Source organism: Kaistia terrae, assembly GCF_026344005.1.
Lineage (GTDB): Bacteria > Pseudomonadota > Alphaproteobacteria > Rhizobiales > Kaistiaceae > Kaistia > Kaistia terrae.
In genome coordinates this window covers 25631-48400 of the sequence record NZ_JAPKNH010000004.1, presented here as the reverse complement: position 1 = coordinate 48400, position 22770 = coordinate 25631, and the positions used below count along the sequence as shown (strand labels likewise).

Annotated in this window: 15 protein-coding genes; 7 read left to right on the top strand and 8 right to left on the bottom strand. The window is 65.5% G+C overall.

The features are described from left to right. Positions 1-13: 13 nt before the first annotated feature. Entirely contained in the window at positions 14-1267 is a 1254-nt protein-coding gene (urtA, locus tag OSH12_RS12725; protein ID WP_266344393.1) for an urea ABC transporter substrate-binding protein, read from the bottom strand. A gap of 536 nt (positions 1268-1803) precedes the next feature. Here urtA and OSH12_RS12720 point away from each other — a divergent pair. The 5 genes from OSH12_RS12720 (at position 1804) to OSH12_RS12700 (ending at position 15049) form a co-directional block, all read left to right on the top strand. Beyond that, a complete protein-coding gene (locus tag OSH12_RS12720; RefSeq protein ID WP_266343941.1) occupies positions 1804-5163 on the top strand; it encodes a hybrid sensor histidine kinase/response regulator in 3360 nt (1119 codons plus the stop codon). Beyond that, the gene (locus tag OSH12_RS12715; protein WP_266343940.1) at positions 5156-6079 is read left to right on the top strand and encodes a response regulator transcription factor; all 924 of its coding nucleotides are present in this window, start codon (positions 5156-5158) and stop codon (positions 6077-6079) included. Before OSH12_RS12720 ends, OSH12_RS12715 begins: the two co-directional genes overlap by 8 nt. A 347-nt stretch (positions 6080-6426) precedes the next feature. Next, positions 6427-11961 (top strand): alpha-2-macroglobulin family protein, encoded by a 5535-nt coding sequence (locus tag OSH12_RS12710; RefSeq protein WP_266343939.1) that lies wholly within the window; start codon positions 6427-6429, stop codon positions 11959-11961. A gap of 147 nt (positions 11962-12108) precedes the next feature. Then, entirely contained in the window at positions 12109-14364 is a 2256-nt protein-coding gene (gene pbpC / locus OSH12_RS12705; protein ID WP_266343938.1) for a penicillin-binding protein 1C, read from the top strand. A 79-nt stretch (positions 14365-14443) separates the two neighbouring features. Further along, positions 14444-15049 carry a DUF1345 domain-containing protein gene (locus OSH12_RS12700; RefSeq protein ID WP_266343937.1) on the top strand — a complete coding sequence of 202 codons (606 nt, stop codon included), beginning with the start codon at positions 14444-14446 and terminating at the stop codon, positions 15047-15049. A 73-nt stretch (positions 15050-15122) separates the two neighbouring features. Here OSH12_RS12700 and OSH12_RS12695 read toward each other — a convergent pair whose 3' ends face one another. Continuing rightward, on the bottom strand, positions 15123-15641 hold the full coding sequence (locus tag OSH12_RS12695; RefSeq protein WP_266343936.1) for an MgtC/SapB family protein: 519 nt from the start codon (positions 15639-15641) through the stop codon (positions 15123-15125). 88 nt (positions 15642-15729) lie between these two features. Further along, positions 15730-16137 carry a response regulator gene (locus OSH12_RS12690; protein ID WP_266343935.1) on the bottom strand — a complete coding sequence of 136 codons (408 nt, stop codon included), beginning with the start codon at positions 16135-16137 and terminating at the stop codon, positions 15730-15732. 346 nt (positions 16138-16483) lie between these two features. On the opposite strand from OSH12_RS12690, the gene OSH12_RS12685 reads away from it, so the two are divergent. Further along, entirely contained in the window at positions 16484-17221 is a 738-nt protein-coding gene (locus OSH12_RS12685) for a polysaccharide deacetylase family protein (protein ID WP_266343934.1), read from the top strand. A gap of 245 nt (positions 17222-17466) precedes the next feature. On the opposite strand, the gene OSH12_RS12680 is transcribed toward OSH12_RS12685, so the two are convergent. Next, positions 17467-18369: an amidohydrolase family protein gene (locus OSH12_RS12680; protein WP_266343933.1), complete on the bottom strand. Its 903-nt coding sequence runs from the start codon at positions 18367-18369 to the stop codon at positions 17467-17469. A gap of 140 nt (positions 18370-18509) precedes the next feature. Here OSH12_RS12680 and OSH12_RS12675 point away from each other — a divergent pair, with 140 nt between their 5' ends. Then, positions 18510-19346 (top strand): IclR family transcriptional regulator, encoded by an 837-nt coding sequence (locus OSH12_RS12675; RefSeq protein WP_266344392.1) that lies wholly within the window; start codon positions 18510-18512, stop codon positions 19344-19346. A 5-nt stretch (positions 19347-19351) separates the two neighbouring features. On the opposite strand, the gene OSH12_RS12670 is transcribed toward OSH12_RS12675, so the two are convergent. The 4 genes from OSH12_RS12670 to OSH12_RS12655 are packed head-to-tail and all read right to left on the bottom strand — an operon-like array spanning position 19352 to position 22768. Then, positions 19352-20311: an ABC transporter permease gene (locus tag OSH12_RS12670; protein ID WP_266343932.1), complete on the bottom strand. Its 960-nt coding sequence runs from the start codon at positions 20309-20311 to the stop codon at positions 19352-19354. After that, positions 20312-21298 (bottom strand): ABC transporter permease, encoded by a 987-nt coding sequence (locus OSH12_RS12665; protein ID WP_266343931.1) that lies wholly within the window; start codon positions 21296-21298, stop codon positions 20312-20314. Then, the gene (locus OSH12_RS12660; protein WP_266343930.1) at positions 21295-22038 is read right to left on the bottom strand and encodes an ATP-binding cassette domain-containing protein; all 744 of its coding nucleotides are present in this window, start codon (positions 22036-22038) and stop codon (positions 21295-21297) included. The genes OSH12_RS12665 and OSH12_RS12660 overlap by 4 nt, the downstream gene beginning before the upstream one ends. Then, complete coding sequence (locus tag OSH12_RS12655) at positions 22028-22768, bottom strand: ATP-binding cassette domain-containing protein (protein ID WP_266343929.1); 741 nt, start codon at positions 22766-22768, stop codon at positions 22028-22030. Before OSH12_RS12655 ends, OSH12_RS12660 begins: the two co-directional genes overlap by 11 nt. Between the last annotated feature and the right edge of the window lie 2 nt (positions 22769-22770).

Sequence of the window (22770 nt, the reverse complement as noted above, 5' to 3'; positions counted from 1 at the left end):
TCAGAGCGGCGAACTACGAGCCCTTGCCACCACACTTGCCGGTGGCGACGTTGAAGTTGCCGCACGACATCGGAGCACGCCAATCGGAGATCAGGTCCTTCGAGTCCGGCAGGTAATCGGACCATTCGTCACCGACGACCAGGCCCGGGGTCTGCCACACGACGTCCAGCTGGCCGTCGTCCTGGATCTCGCCGATATAGACCGGCTTGGTGATGTGGTGGTTCGGCATGATGGTCGAGAAACCACCGGTCAGGTTCGGCACCGAGACACCGATCAGAGCGTCGATGACGCTGTCCGGAGCGATCGTGCCGGCCTTTTCGACGGCCTTGACCCAGGCGTTGAAGCCGATAACGGTCGCTTCCATCGGATCATTGGTGGTGCGCTTGTCGTTGCCGATGAAGGCGCGCCACTTCTTGATGAACTCGGCGTTCTCCGGCGTGTCGATCGACTGGAAGTAGTTCCAGGCGGCGAGATGGCCAACCAGCGGCTTGGTGTCGATACCGGCGAGTTCTTCTTCGCCGACCGAGAAGGCCACGACCGGAATGTCGGTCGCCTTGACGCCCTGGTTGCCCAGTTCCTTGTAGAACGGCACGTTGGCATCGCCATTGACGGTCGAGACGACGGCGGTCTTCTTGCCGGCCGAGCCGAACTTCTTGATGGCGGAGACTTCGGTCTGCCAGTCGGAGAAGCCGAACGGCGTGTAGTTGACCATGATGTCTTCGGCGGCGACGCCCTTCGACAGCAGGTAGGCTTCGAGGATCTTGTTGGTGGTGCGCGGATAGACGTAGTCGGTGCCTTCGAGCACCCAACGCTTCACCGAGCCGCCATCTTCGCTCATCAGGTAGTCGACGGCGGGAATGGCCTGCTGGTTCGGAGCGGCACCGGTGTAGAAGACGTTGCGCTCGGATTCCTCACCCTCGTACTGGACGGGGTAGAACAGGATCGAGTTGAGTTCCTTGAACACCGGCAGGACCGACTTGCGGGAAACCGAGGTCCAGCAGCCGAACACGACCGAGACGCCGTTCTGGCTGATCAGCTCACGCGCCTTCTCGGCGAAGAGCGGCCAGTTCGAGGCCGGATCGACGACAACCGCCTCAAGCTTCTTGCCGAGAACGCCACCCTTCTTGTTCTGCTCGTCGATCAGAAAGAGGACGGTGTCCTTCAGCGTGGTTTCGGAGATCGCCATCGTTCCCGACAGCGAGTGGAGGACGCCGACCTTGATGGTCTCCTCCGCAGCGATGGCGCTGGTCGCGCCGGCGCCAATCATGGCGGCCGTGGCGATCGCGCCGAATGTACGGCTGATATAGCTCATCGGTCTCAATTCCCCCTGTTCGACCCCTTTCCACGGCGTTTCGGCCGGGCGGAGCGGTTGGCTTGCGACAATCGCGAGACGGGACCGGGCGATCTGGAAGGCAATGCCGGGCTCGTTCGTGAGGGGAACTGTCCGATGAATGGTGCCGTGCAGCATATACGTCGATTGACGTATGTGGATCACGACAACCGGAGCGGGAGGAGAGCTTTGGTTGAAGGAAGTCACCCCAGCCCTCTCCCGCTCGCGGGAGAGGGGGCAGACCGTGCAGGTTGACGGCGCGGATCAGTGAGTCGGGACCATCAAGCGTCACTCACGCAGGGAAACGCACAGCATCACTCCCTCGCCCGCTTGCGGGAGAGGGCTGGGGTGAGGGGCTTCCTTCCCTCCCCAATCCGTCGCGTCCCGGAATCACCAAAAACCCTTGCGCCACCGAGCCTGATCCCGCATCATCGCTCAAATCCTAGGCAGGCTCAGAAGATAAGCAAAACTCTATGACGGGACGACAAAGGATCCTTCCCGTCCGCCGGGACTATAATCGCTGGGTCGCCAATCAGACGCTGGAAGACTACGCGCTCCGCTTCACCGCGAAGAGCGCCCGGCGCTGGACCACGCCGCGTGTCGCGCAGACCGCGATCGGCGCGATTTCCTTTCTGGCGCTGGAGGCGATCGGCGGCGCGATCACGCTTTCGCACGGCACGATCAACACGCTCGTCGCAACCTTGATCGTCAGCGTCGTGCTGCTCCTGACCGGCCTGCCCATCGCCCGCTATGCCTCGCGCTACGGCGTCGATATCGACCTGCTCACGCGCGGCGCCGGCTTCGGCTATATCGGCTCGACCGTCACCTCGCTGATCTACGCCACCTTCACCTTCATCCTGTTTGCCATCGAAGCCTCGATCATGACGATGGCGCTACAACTCGCCTTCGGCATCCCGATTTGGATCGGCTACATTCTGAGCGCCGTCGCCGTCATCCCGCTGGTGACCCATGGCATCAGCTGGATCAGCCGCTTCCAGATCCTGACCCAACCACTCTGGATCGTCCTCAACATCCTGCCGGTCGGCTTCATCCTCTGGCAGGATTCCGGCTCGGTCGCGACCTGGTTCGCCTTCGAGGGATTGGCGCCCGCGACCGGCCATCGCGGCCTCGACATCGTCTCGCTGGGCGCCGCCTGCTCGGTCATCCTCGGACTGATGCCGCAGATCGGCGAGCAGGTCGACATCCTGCGCTTCCTTCCCGCCGCCGGTCTCGAAGGCCGGCGCGGCCGCATCGCGACGCTGCTGGCCGGCGCCGGCTGGATCATCGTCGGCGCGCCAAAGCTGCTTTTTGGCTCATTCCTCGCCGTGCTGGCGCTGCGCCACGGTGTGCCGGCCGAACATGCGGCCGAGCCGGCGCACATGTATGTCGTGGCCTTCGGCTACGTGCTGCCCTGGACCGATGCGGCGCTGTTCCTGACCGCCGCCTTCGTCGTCGTGTCGCAGCTGAAGATCAATGTGATGAACGCCTATGCCGGCTCGCTGGCCTGGTCAAACTTCTTCTCGCGCCTGACCCACAGCCATCCCGGCCGCGTCGTCTGGCTCGTCTTCAACGTGGCGATCGCCCTGCTCCTGATGGAGCTCGGCATTTATCGCGCGCTGGAACAGACGCTCGGGCTGTTCTCGGTCGTCGCCGTCGCCTGGCTCGGCACCATTGTCGCCGACCTCGCCATCAACAAGCCGCTAGGCCTGTCGCCGCCCGGCATCGAGTTCAAGCGCGCCCATCTCTACGACATCAACCCGGTCGGTGTCGGCGCCATGGCGATCGCCACCCTGCTCGGCCTGATCGCGGCGGTCGGACTGGTCGGCGAAATAGCCAAGGCGTTCGCGCCCTTCATCGCGCTCGGCGTCGCGCTGGTCGCCGCCCCCGCCATCGCCTGGGCAACCGGCGGCCGCTACTACCTCGCCCGCAAGCCACGCGCCCACTGGCATCTCCTGAAGGAGATCCAATGCACTGTCTGCGAGCATCATTTCGAGCCGGAGGACAGCGCCTACTGCCCGGCCTATTCCGGCCCGATCTGTTCGCTCTGCTGCTCGCTCGACGCCCGCTGTCACGATCTCTGCAAGCCGCACGCGCGGTTGCAGAGCCAGGTGAGCGAGGCGGTTTCGGCCGTCTTGCCGGCGGGAGTAGCTGCGCGGATCGGCCCGCGCATCGTGCAATATGCCGGCATCCTGACCCTGTTCATGGCCGTGATCAGCCTCGTGCTACTGCTGATCCATGTGCAGGCGACGGCCTATGGCGGCCTGCATGGCGACATCATTGCCCAGACGCTCTGGGCCGCCTTTTTCATCCTCTTGATTGTATCGGGCATCGCCGCCTGGTTCCTGGTGCTGGCGAATGAGAGCCGGCATGTGGCGCAGGAGGAATCCGCCCGCCAGACGACGCTGCTGTTGCGCGAGATCGAGGCGCATCGAAAGACCGACGCCGAACTTCAACGCGCCAGGGACGTGGCGGAATCGGCCAATCAGGCCAAGAGCCGCTATCTCGTCGGCCTCAGCCACGAGCTGCGCACGCCGCTCAACGCCGTCTTCGGCTATGCGCAGATCCTCGAGCGCGACGAGACGATCCCCGTAGCCCGGCAGGGCAATATCAGCGTCATCCGTCGCAGCGCAGAGCATCTTTCCGGCCTGATCGACGGGCTGCTGGAGATCTCGCGCATCGAGGCGGGACGGCTGCGGCTGCAGCGCGACGAGATCCGATTGACCGACTTCCTCGACCAGGTCGTCGACATGTTCCGCTTCCAGGCCGAGGCCAAGGGGCTCGGCTTCCGCTTCGAGCGGCCGGAGAACCTGCCCGAAGTGGTGGCGACCGACGAGAAGCGGCTGCGCCAGATCCTCGTCAACCTGCTCTCCAACGCGATAAAATTCACCGAGACGGGCCATGTCGCGCTCAGGATCGGCTATCGCAGCCAGGTCGCGACGCTGCAGGTCGAGGATACCGGCCCCGGCATTCCTGCCGCCGACGCCGAGCGGATCTTCGAGCCGTTCGAGCGCGGCGCCAGTTCGCAGTCACTTGCCGTGCCAGGCACCGGACTGGGTCTGACCATCACCAAGATGCTGGCGCAGCTGATGGGCGGCGACATCATCCTGAAGCCGACAAAGGGTGGCGGCAGCACCTTCGAGGTGCGGCTGATGCTGGCGGCGGTCGATCGGCCGACTCCGCTGGCGGCTCCCGCCAAGCGCCTATTTGGCTATCAGGGGCCGCGCCGCACCATACTGGTTGCCGATGACGATCCCGATCACCGCGAATTGGTGCGCCAGATTCTCGAACCGCTCGGCTTCATCGTGCTGCCGGTGCCGGATGGGCCTTCCTGCCTGGCGCTGACCGCCGATATCCGGCCGGACCTGTTCCTGCTCGATATTTCCATGCCCGGCATGACCGGCTGGGAACTGGCGCGGCGCTTGCGCGAAAACGGCCACGCGGCGCCGATCGTCATGCTGTCGGCCAGCCTTGGCGAGATGCAACCGGAACCGGCCGAAGACGCGGCGCATGACGCGGCGCTGCCAAAACCGTTCGACATGCGGCAATTGCTCGATCGCATCCAGGCGCTCTTGAAGCTCGACTGGATCGACGAACCGCCCGCCCCATCGAAAATCGAGACGCCGACGGCGCTGGTGAGCCCCGGTGCCGATCATGTGCGGGAACTTCTCGATCTTGGCCAGATCGGCTATGTCCGTGGCATCGAGGCGAAGCTGGACGAGCTGGCGGCCGAGACCGACAACCAGCCGCTGGTCGCAGCACTCCGCACGCATCTGCGCAATTTCGACTTTGAGCTCTATCAATCGACGCTGGAGGGGGTGGGCGATCATGACTGAGACGGCGCACGCCCGCGACATCGTCCTCGTCGTCGACGATTCGCCCGAGACGCTGAGTTTCCTCACCGAGGCGCTGGAACGCTCCGGCGCCACCGTGCTCGTCGCCACCTCGGGCGCCCGCGCGCTCGGCCTGGTCGATCGGATCACGCCCGACATCGTGCTGATGGACGCCGTCATGCCCGGCATGGATGGCTTTGAGGCCTGCCGGCGGCTGAAGGCCAATGCGGCGCTGGCCCATGTGCCGGTTATCTTCATGACCGGCCTGTCGGAGACGGAGCATGTGCTGGAGGGATTGGAGGCCGGCGGCGTCGACTATGTGACCAAGCCGATCATCCTCGACGTGTTGCTCGCCCGCATCCGCGTCCATCTCGCCAATGCCCGCACGGCGCAGAGCGCGCGGATGGCGCTCGATACCGCCGGCCGCTATTTGCTTGCCACCAACCGCGAGGGCGAGATCCGCTGGTGCACGCCGCAGGCGGTAAAGCTGCTGGAGACGACGCTGCCGAACCGCGATGGCACCATCCACCTGCCCGAAAGCGTCAAGATCTGGCTGCGCATCTCGGCCGGCCAGCGCGGCGGCCTCGCCCCGCCCGGCCCGATCACCGTCGAGGGGGGCAGGCAATTGCAGCTCGCCTTTGTCGGCAAGACCGGCGAGGACGAATTCCTGTTCCGCCTGTCGAGCGACGACGACAGCGGCCAGGAAGCGACGCTGCGCAAGCAGTTCACGGTCACCCAGCGCGAGGCGGAGGTGCTGCTCTGGATCGCGCGCGGAAAATCCAACCGCGACATCGCCGAGATCCTCGGCCTGTCGCCGCGCACGGTGAACAAGCATTTGGAGCAGGTCTATCAGAAGCTCGGCGTCGAAAACCGCGCCTCCGCCGCCATCAGCGCGCTGACGGCGCTTGGCGAGGGATAGCGAGACTGTACTGTCACCTCTCCCTGAGGGAGAGGTCGGAGCGAAGCTCCGGGTGAGGGTTTAGGGAACCATCCGAATAGATCCCCTATCATCGGAATTCCGAATGACGCTTGCCAGGGCGTAAACCCTCACCCGCCGCCCGTTGGGCGTCGACCTCTCCCTCAGGGAGAGGTGAAGAAGCACGCACGCTGCTCCTGTGACGCCTATCACAGACACGCCAGTTGCGAATTATTTCCGTTCAATTCTAAATACTTAGCTGCACAACCAACTTGCCAGCGCAGCTTTACCTGAAGGCTTCCGACGCCTAGACTGCGCCGCTTGGTGAAGACGGCGTTCGGGAGAGAGACATGCGCGCTATGGGCGGACTTCGCGGTGCGAGCCGATTGCTGGGGCTGGCTTTCGGCCTGGCGCTTTCCCTCGGCGGCATGGCGTCTCCAGCGCAGGCGCAGGATGACGGCCCGCGGCGCGTCATCATCAGCCGCGACGCCGACTATCCCGGCTTCGACCTGCAGACGCTGAAGGACATCGACCAGAAGGCCTGCGCGACCGCCTGCGTCGACGACCAGTCCTGCAAGGCCTTCACCTACAATACCAAGGCGACGTGGTGCTTCCTGAAGAGCGATTTCGGCAGTCTCGCCGTCGCCCCGGGCGCCACGGCCGGCCGCATCATCGTCGCCAAGTCGATCGACAAGACGACCCAGGAAAAGCGCATCGAGGAACTGACCTTCCTCGGGCCCTCGCCTTTCGAGAATGCGAAGGCGCAGCTCAATACGCTGGCCCGCGACTATCCCTCGCATGGCATTGGCTATGACACGATCCGCCAGGGTGCCGACCGGGCGCGGGCGAATGGCAACACGACGGAACTGGAGCGCGATCTCGGCGCCATGCTGGCGATCGCGCCCGATGATTCCGGCATCTGGCGCGAATTCGCGCTCGGCCTGTTGAAGCGCAATCCGGACGACTATTCGCAGCGCCGCGACGTGCTGGCTGCCGCGACGTCGGCCGCCATCAACGCCTATCTGCGCGCCGATGGCGCCGGCGACCAGGCGCTGTCGCTCGCCCTGCTCGCCCATTCGCTCGAACGGCGCGAGATGTGGAAGGAAGCGATCAAGTCCTATCGCCTCAGCCTCGAATACAAGCAGGATCCGCAGTTCCGCGCCGCTTACGACAAGCTGATCGCCGAGCGCGGGTTCCGCGTCGTCTCCAACACGGTCGATGCCGATGCCGCCTCGCCGCGCATGTGCGTCGTCTTCTCGGATCCGCTGCCGGTATCCGATGCGACGCTCTCCGACTATGTCGTCGTCGAGGGCGGCAAGGGCCTCGCGGTCGAGCCGCAGGACAGCCAGATCTGCATCGACGGACTGAAGCACGGCCAGCGCTACACCATGCGCTTCCGCGCCGGCCTGCCGTCTGCCGATGGCGAGAAGCTGGCGCAGACGGCTTCCGTCTCCAGCTATATCCGCGACCGCGCCCCCTGGGTCGGCTTTGCCGGCAACGCCTATGTGCTGCCCGCCGGCCAGGGCGCCTCGATCCCGATCGACTCAATCAACACCGACCTGATCGACGCCGAGGTCTATCGCATTGGCGACCGCTCGATCGCGATCGCGGTCCGCGATGGCAATTTCCTGCGCCAGCTCGACAGCTATTCGGCCAGCCAGATCGCCAACACGTCGGGCACCTCCGTCTGGAAGGGCCAGATCGAGGTCGGCGCCAAGAAACTGAACGAGAACATCACGACCGCGATCCCGATCGGCGATGCGGTCAAGACGATCGAACCGGGCGTCTATGTCATCACCGCCAAGGCCGCGACTAAGGGCTCCAACGATGGCGGCTACGATTCCTCGCTCGCCACGCAGTGGTTCATCGTTTCCGACCTCGGCCTGTCGGCGCTTTCCGGCAATGACGGCGTCCATGCCGTCATCCGCTCGCTCAATACGGCGCAGGCGCTGGCCGGCGTGAAGGTCAAGCTCGTCGCCACCAATGACGAGGTGCTGGGCGAGGCGACCACCAATGCCGATGGCTATGTCCGCTTCGAACCGGGGCTGGCGCGCGGCATTGGCGGCATGGCGCCCCAATTGCTGGTCGCCCAGACGGCGGCCGGCGACTACGCCTTCCTCGACATGAAGAAGACCGCCTTCGACCTGACCGATCGTGGCGTCGACGGGCGCCCGGCCCCCGGCCCGCTCGACACCTTCTTCACCTCCGAACGCGGCATCTATCGCCCCGGCGAGACGGTGCATCTGACGGCGCTGCTGCGCGACGCACAGGCGAAGGCCGTCAATGGCCTGCCGCTGACGCTGGTCGTCGATCGCCCGGATGGCGTCGAATTCCTGCGCACCCAGCTCACCGAAGAGGGCCAGGGCGGCTACAGCCATGACGTGGCGATCCCCGATGGCGCCCAGCGCGGCGCCTGGCGCTTCCAGCTCTATGCCGATCCGGATGGCGCGGCGCTGACCGAAATCTCGGCGCTGATCGATGATTTCGAGCCCGAGCGGATCGCCTTCGAGCTGAAGACGACGGCCGAACGGCTGATCTCCGGCGGTACCTTCCCGATCCAGCTGACCGCCAAATATCTCTATGGCGCAACGGCGATCGGCCTCGGCGTCGACGGCGACATCATCGCAACGCCGACCAGCACCAGCCCGGACTATCCCGGCTTTTCGTTCGGCCTATCTGACGACCCGGTCGAAAGCGTGCGCGATTCGCTCGGCGCCAGCGCCGTCACAGACGATGCCGGCGAGGCGAATTTCGACGCCACCGTGCCCACGCTTCCCGAAACGACCAAGCTCTTCAACGCCGAAATCGTCGTCCGCGTCACCGACACCAATGGCCGCGCCGTCGAGCGCCGCCTGACCCTGCCGGCCAATGGCAACAAGCCGCATATCGGCATCAAGCCGAATTTCGACGGCAGCGTCTCGGAAGGCGCCGCGGCCAGCTTCGAGCTGATCGCCATCGGCCCGGACGGCAAGCGCATCGACGCCAAGGGCGCGACCTGGCAGATCGAGAAGCTCGACACGAACTACCAGTGGTATCGCCGCGACGGCTCCTGGAAGTATGAAGCGATCACCACGGCGACCCGCGTCGCCAATGGCACGGTCGATCTCGACGCCTCCAAGCCCGCCGCCATCGAGGGCAAGGTCAACTGGGGCCGCTTCCGCCTGACGGTCGCGCTCGCCGGTGAGGCACCGACCTCGTCGAGCTATGGTTTCGACGCCGGCTGGTATGTCGACGCCTCGGCCGCCTCCGAGACGCCGGACATGCTGACCGTCTCGCTTGACCAGAAGAACTATAAGCCTGGCGACACGGCCAAGCTCCGTCTCGATCCGCGCTTCCCCGGCATCGCCCAGATCATGGTGATCGACGACCGCGTCATCGACATGAAGACGGTCGAGGTTCCAGAGGGTGGCACGACCGTCGACCTGCCCGTGACGGCCAATTGGGGTCCGGGCGCCTATGTGACGGCGACTCTGTTCCGGCCGATGGACGTTCAGGCCAAGCGGATGCCGACGCGCGCGCTCGGCCTCGCCTGGGTGCCGGTCGATCCGGCCGATCGCCGGATTGACGTCCAGCTCGACCCCGAGGACCAGATCCGGCCGCGCGGTCCGCTCACCATCCCCGTCACGCTCGCCAATCTGAAGAAGGGCGAGGACGCCTATGTCACGGTGGCGGCCGTCGATATCGGCATTCTCAACCTGACCCAGTTCAAGACGCCCGATCCGGACGGCTGGTATTTCAGCCAGCGGCGGCTCGGCATGGAGATCCGCGACCTCTACGGCCTGCTGATCGACCGCATGCAGGGCGTCCCCGGCCGTCTCCGCTCCGGCGGCGACGGCGGCGCGCCGGGCCTGAAGTCGGTTCCGCCGACCGAGAAGCTGATCGCCTATTATTCCGGCGTGGTGAAGGTCGACGAGAACGGCAAGGCGACGATCACCTTCGACGTGCCCGATTTCAACGGCTCGGTCCGCGTCATGGCGATGGCCTGGTCGAAGGAAGGCATCGGCCATGCCGAGAAGGAAGTCATCATCCGCGATCCGGTCGTGGTGATGGCAAGTTTGCCGCGCTTCATGACGCCCGACGACCAGAGCCGCATCCAGGTCGAGATCAACAATGTCGAAGGCCCGGCCGGCGATTACCAACTGACCGTCGATGCCCCCGGCCTCGCCATGGACCCCGGTGATGCCGACAAGCAGGTTCGCCTGGAAAAGGCCGGCCGCGCCACGATCGCGCTGCCGATCAAGGCGGTGGACATTGGCGATCACCAGATCACCGTCAGCCTGGCGAGCCCGGAGAACGGCCAGACCTTCGACCGCACCTACATGCTGGGCATCCGCCCGGCCGGTCAGCCGGTCTCGCGCCGTTCACTGATCTCGCTCGCGCCCGGCAACAAGCTGACCGTCGACGAATACGCCTTCGCGGAATTCGTGCCGGGCACCACCAGCGCCACGCTCGCCATTGGCGGCTCGGCCAAGCTCGACGTCGCGGCGATCCTCGCCTCGCTCGATCGCTACCCCTATGGCTGCACCGAGCAGATCACCTCGAAGGCCATGCCGCTGCTCTATCTGAACCAGGTGGCGGCGACGATCGGCATCGCGCAGGACAGCGAGCTTCGCAAGCGCCTGCAGGATTCGATCGGCAAGGTGCTCGATAACCAGTCCTCGGCCGGCTCCTTCGGCCTCTGGGGCCCTGGCTATGAGGATCTCTGGCTCGATGCCTATGTCACCGACTTCCTGACCCGCGCCAAGGCGGCCGGCTACCTGGTGCCGGAGATCGCGTTCAACAACGCGCTCGACAACCTCTCCAACAAGGTCGGTTACGCCCAGGACTTCGACAAGGGTGGCGAGGCGATCGCCTATTCGCTCTATGTGCTGGCCCGCAACGGCAAGGCGGCGATCGGCGATCTGCGCTATTACGCGGAATCGAAGCTCAACAACTTCGCAACCCCGCTGGCGCAGGCCCAGATCGGCGCGGCCCTCGCCCTTTACGGCGACAAGGCTCGCTCCGGCTCGGTGCTCAAGGTCGCGATCGAAAATCTGCAGCGCGGCTACGGCCCGCTGCTCGTCGGCCGCGAGGATTACGGCTCGACCCTGCGCGACCAGGCCGCCGTGCTGACGCTCGTCGCCGAAAGCGGCGACAAGGACGCCAACCTGAAGACGCTGGTCGACGACGTCGCCACCACCCGCGACAACCGCCGCTACATCTCGACCCAGGAGCAGGGCTGGATGCTGATGGCGGCGGCCGCGATGATGTCGGACCTGAAGCAGGCTTCGATCGAGGTCGACGGCAACCATGCCGACGTGCCGCTCTATCGCAAGCTGCTTGGTTCCGACGTGTCGCCGCGTCCGCTGGTGGTGGAAAACACCAGCAAGGTGGCGCTCGATGCCGCCCTGACGCTGACCGGCATCCCGGCGACGCCGGAGCCGGCCGGCGGCGAGGGCTTCACCATCACCCGCAGCTATTTCAACACCGATGGCAGCGAGGCGGACCCGACGACGGTCGGCCAGAACGACCGGCTGGTGGTGGTGCTGCGGGTGCTGGCCGACAAGCAGCGTTTCGGACGGCTGATGGTGGTCGATCCGTTGCCCGCCGGCTTCGAGATCGAGAACCCCAACATCTCGCGCTCGGGCGATACGGCCTCCTATGAGTGGCTGAAGGTCGAGACCAATGTCGCCCACACCGAGGCCCGCACCGACCGCTTCGTCGCGGCGGTGACCCGCTCGGCCGGCGATCCGCTGGAGTTCTCGGTCGCTTATGGCGTGCGCGCCGTGTCGCCGGGCCAGTTCGTGCATCCGGCAGCAACCGTCGAAGACATGTACGACCCCGACCGCCAGGCTCATACCGACACCGGCTCGGTCGAGATCGTCGGACCGACGACGACGAAGTGAGCGGACGAAACGCATGACCACGCGCGCCGTCATCCCGGGCGAAGACCCGGGATCCATGCAGCCGAAGCCTCAGGCTGAATGGGTCCCCGCTTTCGCGGGGATGACGGCGAGCGTGGGATTGGCGCCGAGCCATCAAAGGCGGCGGCGATGAACGGCGGACGCGACAGCGACAGCAATGGAGGCAAACCTTCACCTCTCCCTGAGGGAGAGGTCGGCCCGCAGGGCCGGGTGAGGGTTTACGGGCTAACCGGAGAGGGCGTAACCCCTCACCCGCCGGCTTCGCCGTCGACCTCTCCCTCAGGGAGAGGTGAAAGAAAGGGCTGGCCCCGCCGCTTCGCCATTGGCGGGCTGTCGCTCGGGCTGGCAGCGTTCTTCGCCTATGCCTGGCTTGGCGGTGTGCTGGCCGAGATCGACAGGACGCTGCCGCCGGTGCCGGATCCGGCCAAGGTGCCGACCTCGCAGATCGTCGTCGATCGCACCGATACGCTGCTGCGGCCCTACACCATCGCGGAAGGCCGCTGGCGGCTGCCGGTGACGCTTGGCGAGGTCGATCCGATGTTCCTCACCATGCTGAAGGGCTATGAGGATCGCCGCTTCGACGAGCATCACGGCGTCGACTGGCGCGCCTTCGGCCGCGCCGCCGGCCAGATCCTGCGCAACGGCCATGTCGTTTCCGGCGGCTCGACGCTGACCATGCAGGTCGCGCGCCTTGTCCAGGGCGGCTCGACCCGACAGGCCGAGAGCAAGCTCAAGCAGATCGTCCATGCGCGGGCGCTCGAGCAAAAACTCGACAAGAACCAGATCCTGTCGCTCTACCTGGCGCTGGCGCCCTATGGCGGCAATCTCGAAGGCATCCGCGCCGCGACGCTGGCCTATTTCGGCAAGGAGCCGCGCCGGCTGACCATCGCGGAAGCCGCCCTGCTCGTCGCGCTGCCGCAATCGCCGGAAGCGCGGCGGCCGGATCGCGACCCGAAGGCGGCCAAGGCGGCGCGCGACCGCGTGCTCGACCGGTTGGTCACGGCGGGCGTGCTCGACGAGGAGACCGCCGCCTCCGCCAAGACAGAACGCATTCCCGAAGCGCGAAAGCCGTTTCCCATGCTGGCGGCACACCTCGGCGATCAAGCGCGAAAGCGGCATCCGGGCGATCCGGTGATAAAGCTCACCATCGACGGCCGATTGCAGGCGAAGCTGGAGACGCTGGCCAGCACGCGTGCGGCCAAAGTCGGCGCCAAGACGTCGGTCGCCATCCTCGTTGCCGACCATGTCACCGGCGACATCCTCGCCTCGGTCGGCTCGGCCGGCTTCATGGATGATGGCCGCAACGGCTATGTCGACATGACGGAAGCGGTGCGCTCGCCCGGCTCGACGCTGAAGCCCCTGATTTACGGCCTCGCCTTCGAGCAGGGCCTTGCCCATCCGCAAAGCCTGATCGAGGACAAGCCCTCCGCCTTTGCCGGCTACGCCCCAGTCAATTTCGACGGATTTTATCGCGGCACGGTAACCATCCACGATGCGCTGACGCAATCGCTCAACGTGCCGGCCGTGCAGGTTCTGGACGCGGTCGGGCCGGCGCGGCTGATTGCGCGGCTGAAGCGCGCCGCGGCCAATCCGCGCCTGCCGGACATGTCGGCCGCCGGCCTCGCCGTCGGCCTCGGCGGCGTCGGCATATCGCTGCGCGACCTCGTCTCGGTCTATGCGGCGATCGCGCGCGGCGGCCGGCCGGTGGCGCTGCATCCCGAGCCTGTGCCGATCGTGGCCACGGCCGATACCGCGCCGGTGCTCGATCCGCTCGCCGCCTGGTATGTCTCCGACATCCTCGCCGACGTGCCGCCGCCGACAATCGGCGCGCGTGGCCGCATCGCCTACAAGACCGGCACCTCCTATGGCTATCGCGACGCCTGGTCGATCGGTTTCGATGGCCGCACGGTGATCGGCGTCTGGGCAGGGCGTGCCGATGGCGCGCCAGTCTCCGGCCTTTCCGGCATCGGCACGGCGGCGCCGGTGCTGTTCGAAGCCTTCGACAAGCTTGGCGGCGACCGCGCCCCGCTGATGCCCGCGCCGCGTGGCGCGCTGATTGCGTCCAACGGCGATTTGCCGGCGCCGCTGAAGCGCTTTCGCGGCACGGACACGCTCGCCAACAAGGCGCCCGACACGCCGCAGATCGCCTTCCCGCCCGATGGCGTCCAGGTCGATCTCGGCATCCGCGCCGGCGATCCGATGCCGTTGATGATCAAGATCCGCAACGGCCAGCCGCCCTTCACCTGGTTCGCCAACGGCCTGCCGATCGCGCAGACGCCGTTTTCCCGCGCCGAAAGCTGGCAACCGGACGGGCCGGGATTTGTTACGCTATCAGTGGTTGATTCGGCCGGGCGGTCGGATCGCGTGACGGTATTCGTCGAATAGGCTCGCAGAGCGGAGCAGTCCGATTTCGTTCCTCCAGCGCCACTGGCAACAACACACCCATTTTTATCAGTCCGTCATCGTGGCGATCGTTGCGTATTTCATCATTCGCTGGATCGTACCCGAATTCGCGCTGATCGCTTCCGGCGATATCTTCTTCATCGTCTATCTGTTCTTCCTGCTGCGGCTCGCGGCGAAAGCCAATCTCGACACATTACGGCGACGCGCGCGGAACGACGATGAAGGCATCCTGCTCATCATGGCGCTGACCGTCGGCGCCATCGCCTTCTCGTTCTATTCGATTTTCTCGATCCTGAACGGCTCCAACACGTCGGCCACGCATCTTGCCACGGCGATCATCAGCATCCCGCTCGGCTGGGTCGTCTTCAACACGCTGTTCGCGTTCCACTATGCGCGGCTCTATTACGCGCCGGCCGGAACGGACAGCAACGCGGACGGGACGGAGGATGATGTCGGCGGCCTAATCTTCCCCGACACGCCCGAACCGGTGATCTGGGACTTCTTCTATTTCGCCTTCTGCCTCGGCGCGACCTTCCAGACGTCGGACGTGAACGTGCGGACGACGGATTTCCGAATGGTGATGATGTTCCATTCGATCGCGTCGTTCATCTTCAACACGACGCTGCTGGCGCTTGCCATCAATCTCGGCGCGAGTGTCCTGACGTAGGGCGTTTTCGCCTGAAGAAAACGCGAACAAACAAGAAGCTGGAGCCATTCGCCGTCTCCGCGAATGCCGCCTTTCAGCCGGAACCTCGTTCGGCCTTGGCCTTCGCCCTGTCGGGGTGGCCCTTCTCGTCTTTCGGCAATAATTTCCGCATCAGCCAGTTCTCGATGCGCTTGGCGACAATCAGGATGAAGAACACCAGCAGCGAGCCGACCAGCACGATCGGCCAGGCTCCCATGCCGCAGGCGATGCCGATGGCGGCCGAGATCCAGACGGTCGCGGCGGTGGTCACTCCCTGCACATCCTCGCCATTCTTGCCCATGCGGATGATGGCGCCGGCGCCGATGAAGCCGATGCCGGCGAGAACGCCTTGGATCACGCCCTGAATCACGCGGCTCTGGGCGTCCGGTTCGCTCTCGAAACCGGGGATCCAGAGCGCTGTCAGCGTGGCCACGGCGGCTCCGAGCGCCACCAGCGCCAACGTGCGCATGCCGGCCGGCTTTTCATGGACATCGCGATTGATGCCGATGAGCAGGCCACAAAGAGCCGCTGCCCCGAGCCGCAACGTCGCCTCGAGATAGAGATCCATCGTCATCCAGCAGCCTCCAAGTGCGTCCTTAAGCGGGAACGTCAGTCCGACGCCATGGTTGCATGTCGGTGACCGGCATGCGCATTGCGGGCAATCAGCCGTCGAGCGGCCGCTCGACGACGATACCGAGCCCATCCAGCACCTGGATCATCCCCCGCGCGCCATAAGGCTTGCTGAGAAAGGCAACGCGGGCGTCGCCCGTGAGTGCCAGGTCAATCGAGGACGGGTCGTCGCCGCTCGCAATGATGACTGGAATATCGATCAATTCGGCCAGAATATTCCGGACCAGGTCCTCGCCCGAACTGTCCGGAAGTCCAAGATCGACGATCACGACGCGGTAATGATTGTGGTGATGATCGGGTGCGCGCAGATGGGCGGTCGCCTCCTTGGCCGAGGCCGCCATCTCGACGACAAATCCGAGCTCTTCCAGCAATTCGGCGACAGCGAAACGCACCAGCGCCTCGTCCTCGATCAGCAGGATGACCGGCGAGCCGCTACCCATGGCCGCTCTCCCCCACCGCCCTGCCCGTCTTGGCGCGACCGGACTCTCGCCCCGCACCAGAGACATAACTGACGTTCACCTCGCAAACCCGGCAATGGCACTGCGCGATCTGAGCCATCCTGCTCCTCGTCCCGGCTTGGATACGGAGTGCGCCCCCAACCGTCCCAGCACTCACCCTTGTCGAGACAGCCTAACAGCTTTGTTATCAAAACGTGACTTGCGTTGGCGGCAAGCCCTCGGAAGCGAGGGAGAACATCGGTCAACGATTGGCGGAGGGCCACAAATTGGTCCAAGACTGCGCCCTTAGCTGTGCGCGCCGACAGTCGGCCGTATCCGGGAGTTTCGCATGCCTGCCCCTTCGTTCCGCGCCATGTTGATTGGGGTAGCCGTCTCGGTCCTGATGAGCACGGCCGCCTCCGCCAGTTCGCGTGACGTCGAACTCAAGCTGCGCATAGCCTCGCCGCCACCCGGCCCGCGCGTCGTGGCGCTCACCTTTGACGCCTGCTCGGGCGCGGTCGACCTGCGCATCCTGAACGTACTGATCGAGCACAGCATTCCGGCGACCTTGTTCGTCACGCATCGCTGGCTGAAGCACAATCCGGGTGCGATCACCCTGCTGATGGCACATCCCGAACTGTTTCAGATCGAGAACCACGGCGACCAGCACGTCCCGGCCATCACCGACATTCCGAGCCTCTACGGGCTGAAGACGGCGGGATCGCTGGCGAGCGTCAAGCAGGAGGTCGATGGCGGAGCGGCGGCGGTCCTGCAGGCGACCGGCAAGGCACCGCACTGGTTCCGCGGCGCCACCGCCGTCTATAGCCGCGACGCGCTCGATTCCATCCGCGCCGAAGGCTATTCGATCGCCGGCTTCTCGCTCAATGCCGACATGGGCGCTTCGCTGCCGGCCGCGACAGTCGCCAAGCGCATCGCCGCCGCCAAATCGGGCGACGTGATCATCGCCCATATCAACCAGCCCAGCCATTCGGCCGGCAAGGGCGTGGCCGAAGGCATACAGCGCCTGCTGGCGAGCGGCACCGTCTTCGTCAAGCTCGACGACGTTCAGACACAGGCCAGCAATTGAGGCGCATTTTCGCGACGCATATGTGCGACGACCTCCAAGCCACCACACATAAAACTCGCGCATCATCCTGAGGCGCCCGGCGAAGCCGGGCCTCGAAGGAGGGTCCAGAAGACGCCGATATCAAAGCGATGAACCGTGCTCCGCTGGAGCCTCCTTCGAGGCTTCGCTAGCGCGAAGCGCCTCAGGATGATGGCGGAGCGAGCCAATCAAGAAGCCCGGAGTTCTGGGCGGCGATGGCATGCTTTCTACGGCATGCGATACCAGCGCCGCGCGTTCCCGGCAAACAGCGCCGCCTGCTCATCGGCGGAGAATGCCTTCGTTGCGTCCTTGAAGACGTCGACCCATTCGGCAAGGCTGATATGCAGCCCGGCGACGGGATAATCGGTCGCGAACATCGCCCGCTCGGGGCCGAAGGCGTCGATACAGGCGTCGATCACTTCAGTCAGGCTTTCACGGCTCCATTGCGGATCGTAGGCGACCGGATCCGATATCTTGATCGCGACGTTTTCCGCGGCGGCGAGCTGCTTGAGCCCTTCGCGCCAGCGCTGCATGGACTCGGCGTCGCGGTCGATCGGGCTGCCGCAATGGTTCAGGATGAAGGCGATATCGGGAAAATCAGCCACCAGCCGGCGCGTGCTTTCAAACTGATGCGGCGTGATCAGCAGGTCGAAACTGAAGCCATGCTGGCGGAATTTTTCGAGATTGGCGCGCCAGCGCGGATCGTCCATGCGGTCGTTGTCGGGCATGCGGCGCTTGGCCGGGTCGGGATGCCAACTCAAGATCTCGCGGATGCCGACGACCCGTTGATTGGCCGCATGCTGTTCCAGCACTGCTTCGGCGTCGGGATCGAGCAGCGCCGCATAGGCGACATAGCGCTCGGCAATGCCGGGCGAACGCTCGAGCGTATCGAGCCAGCGGCTCTCGCCGGCAGGGTCGGCCGGATCCCAGTCCGCCTCGACATGCACGCTGGCGACGATGTTCAGCGGCAGCGCCTCCGCTTCATAGTCGGCGACCAGATAGTTCTGGCGAAGCGGCGCGATTTCGTCGTCGCTGCTGCCGCCCCTCAGCCAGCCATGCTTGCCAAGGCCGAGATCCCAAAGGTGATGATGGGCGTCGATGATCGGCCCGTCATAGCACTGTCCCGTCATACCCATGCCTCCCCGGACGATGCCGCCGGAAGGCGTCATTTTCCACATATGAACTTTATCGTTTAAATAGGAGATCCACCTCCCCATGCTGTCAAGGGCGCGATACTGTATCGATGGGGAAACAACAGCCAGTGAGTGGAATGATGGCCAAGGAAGCAGCCGCATTGGCGGAACCGGACAAGCAGGCCGCGTCCCTCGCCTACAAGGCCCCAGCGCTGGAGAAGGGACTCGATATCCTTGAGCTACTCGCCGGCCAATCGAACGGGTTGATCCTGTCGCAGATTGCCCAGTCGCTCGGCCGCTCGGTGCAGGAGGTCTACCGCGTCGTCGTCTCGCTGGAGCGACGCGGCTATGTCGAGCGCAAGCCGCCCGGCGAAGCCTTCCAGATCTCGATGAAGCTGTTCGACCTCGCCTGCGGCCATCCGCCGATCCGGCGTCTGCGCGAGGCGGCGCAGCCGATCCTGGCGAGCCTTGCGGCCGAGGTCGAGGAGGCGATCATCCTGTCGATCCTCGACGGATTGACCGTGCGCGTCATCGCCGTCGCGGATAATCCTGCTCCGGTCGGTTTTCGCGTCCGGCTCGGCACGCAGACCAAGATGCTGTCGACGGCGTCCGGGCGCACGCTGATCGCCTTCCAGAACGAGCCGACCCGCGCCATGCTGATCGAGCGCGCCTCGGAAGAATTGCGCTCGCGTGAAAAGGATCCGGAGCCGCTGATCCGCCGCGTCGAACAGATCCAGAAGCGCGGCTATGAGGTGGTGGCGGACGAGACGCTGCGTGGCATCACCGACGTCTCCTTCCCGATCTTCGACGCCAGCGGCATCGCCCAGGCGGCGATCACCATGCCGTTCCTGCTCTGGGTGACCAACCAGGTGCAACTCGTCGATGCTTCAAAACATCTCTACGAGTCGGCGGCCGAACTGTGCCGCCAGATCGGCGGCCATTTGCCGGAGCCAAAATTCCCGATCAAGGGTTGAGGCCCCTAGATGGTCGTCCGGACATGGGCGTCTCGGCCGTAGAACGACACCAGCACGACGATGACGACGCCGAGCACGGCCTGGACCAGCGAGGGTTGCAGGCCGATGCCGATCAGCAGCGTGTTGATCTCGGTCAGCACCAGCGCGCCGGCGACCGTGCCGAGATAGGAGCCGCGCCCGCCGACCAGCGCCGTGCCGCCGATGACGACGGCGGCGATGGTCTGGAACAGATAGGGTTGTCCCACTTCGCCATAGGCCGAGCCGGTGAAACCGAGCAGCAGGATGCCGGTGACGGCGGCAAAGGCGGCCGAGATCGCGAAGGTCGCGGTCCACATCGCCACCGGGTGGATCAGCGCCAGGGGGGCGGCGCGCGGATTGCTGCCGAGCGCGAACAGGCGGCGGCCATAGGCGGTGCGGGCGAGCGCCACGGTGACGATCGCGGCAAGCGCGACGAAGCACGGCACCAGCCACGGCACAGGCAAAAAGCCGACCGAGCCGCCGATCGAGACGAATTCGGTGATCGAATCCGGCGCAGAACCGGACGGGAAGCCGCCGGTCCACAACAGCACCGAACCCTGCACGATGGTGCCGATGCCGAGGGTCACGATCAGCGGATGCAGCTTCAGGCTTGACGAGATCAGCCCGTTCAGCGCGCCGATGAGACAGGCGAGGCCGACGACGATGAGGCAGACCAGCGCGAAGTTCATGCCGCCGCCATAGAGCTGCGCGGTCACGACATTGGCGAAGCCGATGACGAAGGGGATCGACAGGTCGATGCCGCCGATGATCACCACCAGCGTCTGGCCGATCGAAGCGATGGCGAGCAGCGAGCCGAGCACCAGCATCGCCCGCATGGAAAATTCGCTGCTGTAGCCCTCGATCAGCGCCGTGCCGGTCAGATGCAGGGCGACGGCGACGATGAGCGCGCCGAGCACGCGCGCCTGGTCACTGGTCAAGCGTGTCATCTAGGCCGCTCCCCGCATGCGTCCGAGCCAGCGATCCTGCAAGGCCGTCAGCACGATGGCGATGACGAGGATCGCGCCATAGGCGATCTGCAGGACGAAGGTCGAGAAGTTGAAGAAGGTCAGCGCGCTCTGCAGCAGGAAGATGTCGATGGCGCCGATGGCGGCGCCGAGCAGGCCGCCACGGCCGCCGGCGAGGCTGACGCCGCCGAGCGCCACCGCCGAGATGGCGATCAGCGTGTAGGTTGGGCCGATCGACGGATCGGCCGAGCCGATCAGCGCCGTCATCATCAACCCGGCGACGCCGGCGAAGACGCCGGTGATGACATAGGACAGGAAGCGCACCAGCGTGACCGGGATGCCGGCCGTATAGGCGGCGCGGTCGTCGCTGCCGACTGCCATCAGGTGGTCGTAGTAAGGCAGGCGGCGGATGCCGATCCAGATCAGGAAGACAGCGCCGAGCGGCAGGATCGACAGCGGCCCGCCGAGCGATTTCAGCCAGACGGGGACCGTGCCGGTCGGCGCCGGCAGGATGGTCAGCGTGGTGCCGACCAGCAGCAGATAGGTGCCGAGCGTGGCGACGATCGGCTGGATGCGCAGGATCGTCGCCATGAAGCCGTTCAGCGCGCCGATGGCAGCGCCGATCAGGACAGCCGCGCCGACCACGATGAAGGGCGAGGTGAGGCCGAGCTTCTGGATCAGCACCAGCACGACGATGGCGTTGACGAAGCCCATGATCGGGCCGACCGAAATGTCGATGCCGCCCCGGCCGCCGAGGATCGCCGGCGCCGAGGCGATTGCCGCGCCCACCAGCGGCGCGGCGAGGCCGATCAGCGTGCCCCAGGCACTGGGTGAGAAACGGGCCGGGTTGATGAATATGTTGATCGCCAGCAGCACGACGAACAGGATCGGCGCGAAGCCGGTCTGCCGCCATATCGCCTTCAGGGCGGGCACTTTGCTGGTCGGCTGGGAGGTGGCCATTGCCGTCATGCTGCGCGTCCGAACATGGTGGATATGATGCGCTCGGACGAGCGCTCGGCGCCTTCCAGCGAGGCGGCCAGTTCCTGCTCGCGGAAGACAAGGATGCGGTCGCACAAGACCAGCGCCTCCTCGATCTCGGTCGAGAGGATGACCAGCGCCATGCCCTCCGCCGCCAGTTCGCGGAACACGGAATAGAGGACGCGGCGGGTGGCGATATCGACGCCGCGGGTCGGATCGTTCAGCAGCAGTACGTCCGGCTTGTGCGCGAGCGCCCGGGCGAGCAGCACCTTCTGCTGGTTGCCGCCGGAAAGCGTGGTGATCATGCGGCCGGGGTCGGGTGCGACGATCGACAGCCGGTCGCGATAATAGTCATAGCGCTTGCGCCGCTCGGCCGGGCTGATCAGGCCAAGCTTGCGGTCGCGGCCGACGGTGGCGATGGCGAAATTGTCGAGGATCGACATGGACGGGAAAATGCCGGTGGCGCGGCGGTCGCGCGGCAGATAGGCGATGCCGCTCCGAACCGCCTGCCGGAAGCTCCTTATGACACGGTCGGCTTTCGCACCGGCATTCACATGGCCGGCAACGGGCGGGCGCAGGCCGGCCATCGTCTCGATGAAGGCGTCCTGGCCATGGCCGTCGAGCCCGGCGAGGCCGACGATTTCGCCGCGCCGGATTTCCTGGTCGAACGAAACGGCGCCCGGCTTCAGTGACAGGCCAAGGACGGAGAGCGAGACCGGGTTATCCGACATGATGCAGCTCCCGCGCGGTTTCCGGCGCCATGAGCGCAAGCAGTTCATCCGGCACGAGATTGCCCTTCTCCAGCGTCTTCACCACCTGGCCGCTGCGCAGCACCGTCACGCGGTCGGAGAGGCCCGTGACCTCATCCATCCGGTGGGTGATGAACAGGATCAGGCAACCGCTCGCCGCCAGCCGCCGCATCAACGCGAACACCGCCTCGCGATCGGCGAAATCGAGCGCGGCGGTGACTTCGTCGAGGATCAGCACGCGGGGGGATCGCGTCAGCGCGCGGGCGAGCACGATCAATTGCTGCGCCGCCAGCGGCACCTCGCCGGCCGGCTCGTCGAGCGGCACATGGGTCGAGGCGAATTCGGACAATATGCGACCGGCCAGGGCGCGGCGTTCGCCACGCGGCACGCGGCGGCGGAACAGGCCGTCATAGCCGAGCAGGATGTTGTCGGTGACGCTGCGATCCGGCGCGATCAGCACTTCCTGGAACACGGTGGCAAAGCCGGCGGCGCGAAAATCGGCGGGATCGCGGCCGGCGATCTTGCGCCCTTCGAAGGTGATGGTTCCACGATCCGGCGTGACGATGCCGGAGAGCAGCTTGACCAGCGTGCTCTTGCCCGAGCCGTTCTCGCCGAGGATCGTGTGGATCGTGCCGGGCGTGAAATCGATGGTGGCGCCGTCGAGCGCTACCGTCTCGCCATAGCGCTTCGAGAGATCCCGGATCTCCAGCATGA

Bases quoted from the DNA above. Each gene is read 5' to 3' on its own strand.
- urtA (WP_266344393.1), bottom strand. From the start codon at position 1,267: ATGATTGGCGCCGGCGCGACCAGCGCCATCGCTGCGGAGGAGACCATC.
- OSH12_RS12720 (WP_266343941.1), top strand. From the start codon at position 1,804: ATGACGGGACGACAAAGGATCCTTCCCGTCCGCCGGGACTATAATCGC.
- OSH12_RS12715 (WP_266343940.1), top strand. From the start codon at position 5,156: ATGACTGAGACGGCGCACGCCCGCGACATCGTCCTCGTCGTCGACGAT.
- OSH12_RS12710 (WP_266343939.1), top strand. From the start codon at position 6,427: ATGCGCGCTATGGGCGGACTTCGCGGTGCGAGCCGATTGCTGGGGCTG.
- pbpC (WP_266343938.1), top strand. From the start codon at position 12,109: ATGAACGGCGGACGCGACAGCGACAGCAATGGAGGCAAACCTTCACCT.
- OSH12_RS12695 (WP_266343936.1), bottom strand. From the start codon at position 15,641: ATGACGATGGATCTCTATCTCGAGGCGACGTTGCGGCTCGGGGCAGCG.
- OSH12_RS12690 (WP_266343935.1), bottom strand. From the start codon at position 16,137: ATGGGTAGCGGCTCGCCGGTCATCCTGCTGATCGAGGACGAGGCGCTG.
- OSH12_RS12685 (WP_266343934.1), top strand. From the start codon at position 16,484: ATGCCTGCCCCTTCGTTCCGCGCCATGTTGATTGGGGTAGCCGTCTCG.
- OSH12_RS12680 (WP_266343933.1), bottom strand. From the start codon at position 18,369: ATGACGGGACAGTGCTATGACGGGCCGATCATCGACGCCCATCATCAC.
- OSH12_RS12675 (WP_266344392.1), top strand. From the start codon at position 18,510: ATGATGGCCAAGGAAGCAGCCGCATTGGCGGAACCGGACAAGCAGGCC.
- OSH12_RS12670 (WP_266343932.1), bottom strand. From the start codon at position 20,311: ATGACACGCTTGACCAGTGACCAGGCGCGCGTGCTCGGCGCGCTCATC.
- OSH12_RS12665 (WP_266343931.1), bottom strand. From the start codon at position 21,298: ATGACGGCAATGGCCACCTCCCAGCCGACCAGCAAAGTGCCCGCCCTG.
- OSH12_RS12660 (WP_266343930.1), bottom strand. From the start codon at position 22,038: ATGTCGGATAACCCGGTCTCGCTCTCCGTCCTTGGCCTGTCACTGAAG.
- OSH12_RS12655 (WP_266343929.1), bottom strand. From the start codon at position 22,768: ATGCTGGAGATCCGGGATCTCTCGAAGCGCTATGGCGAGACGGTAGCG.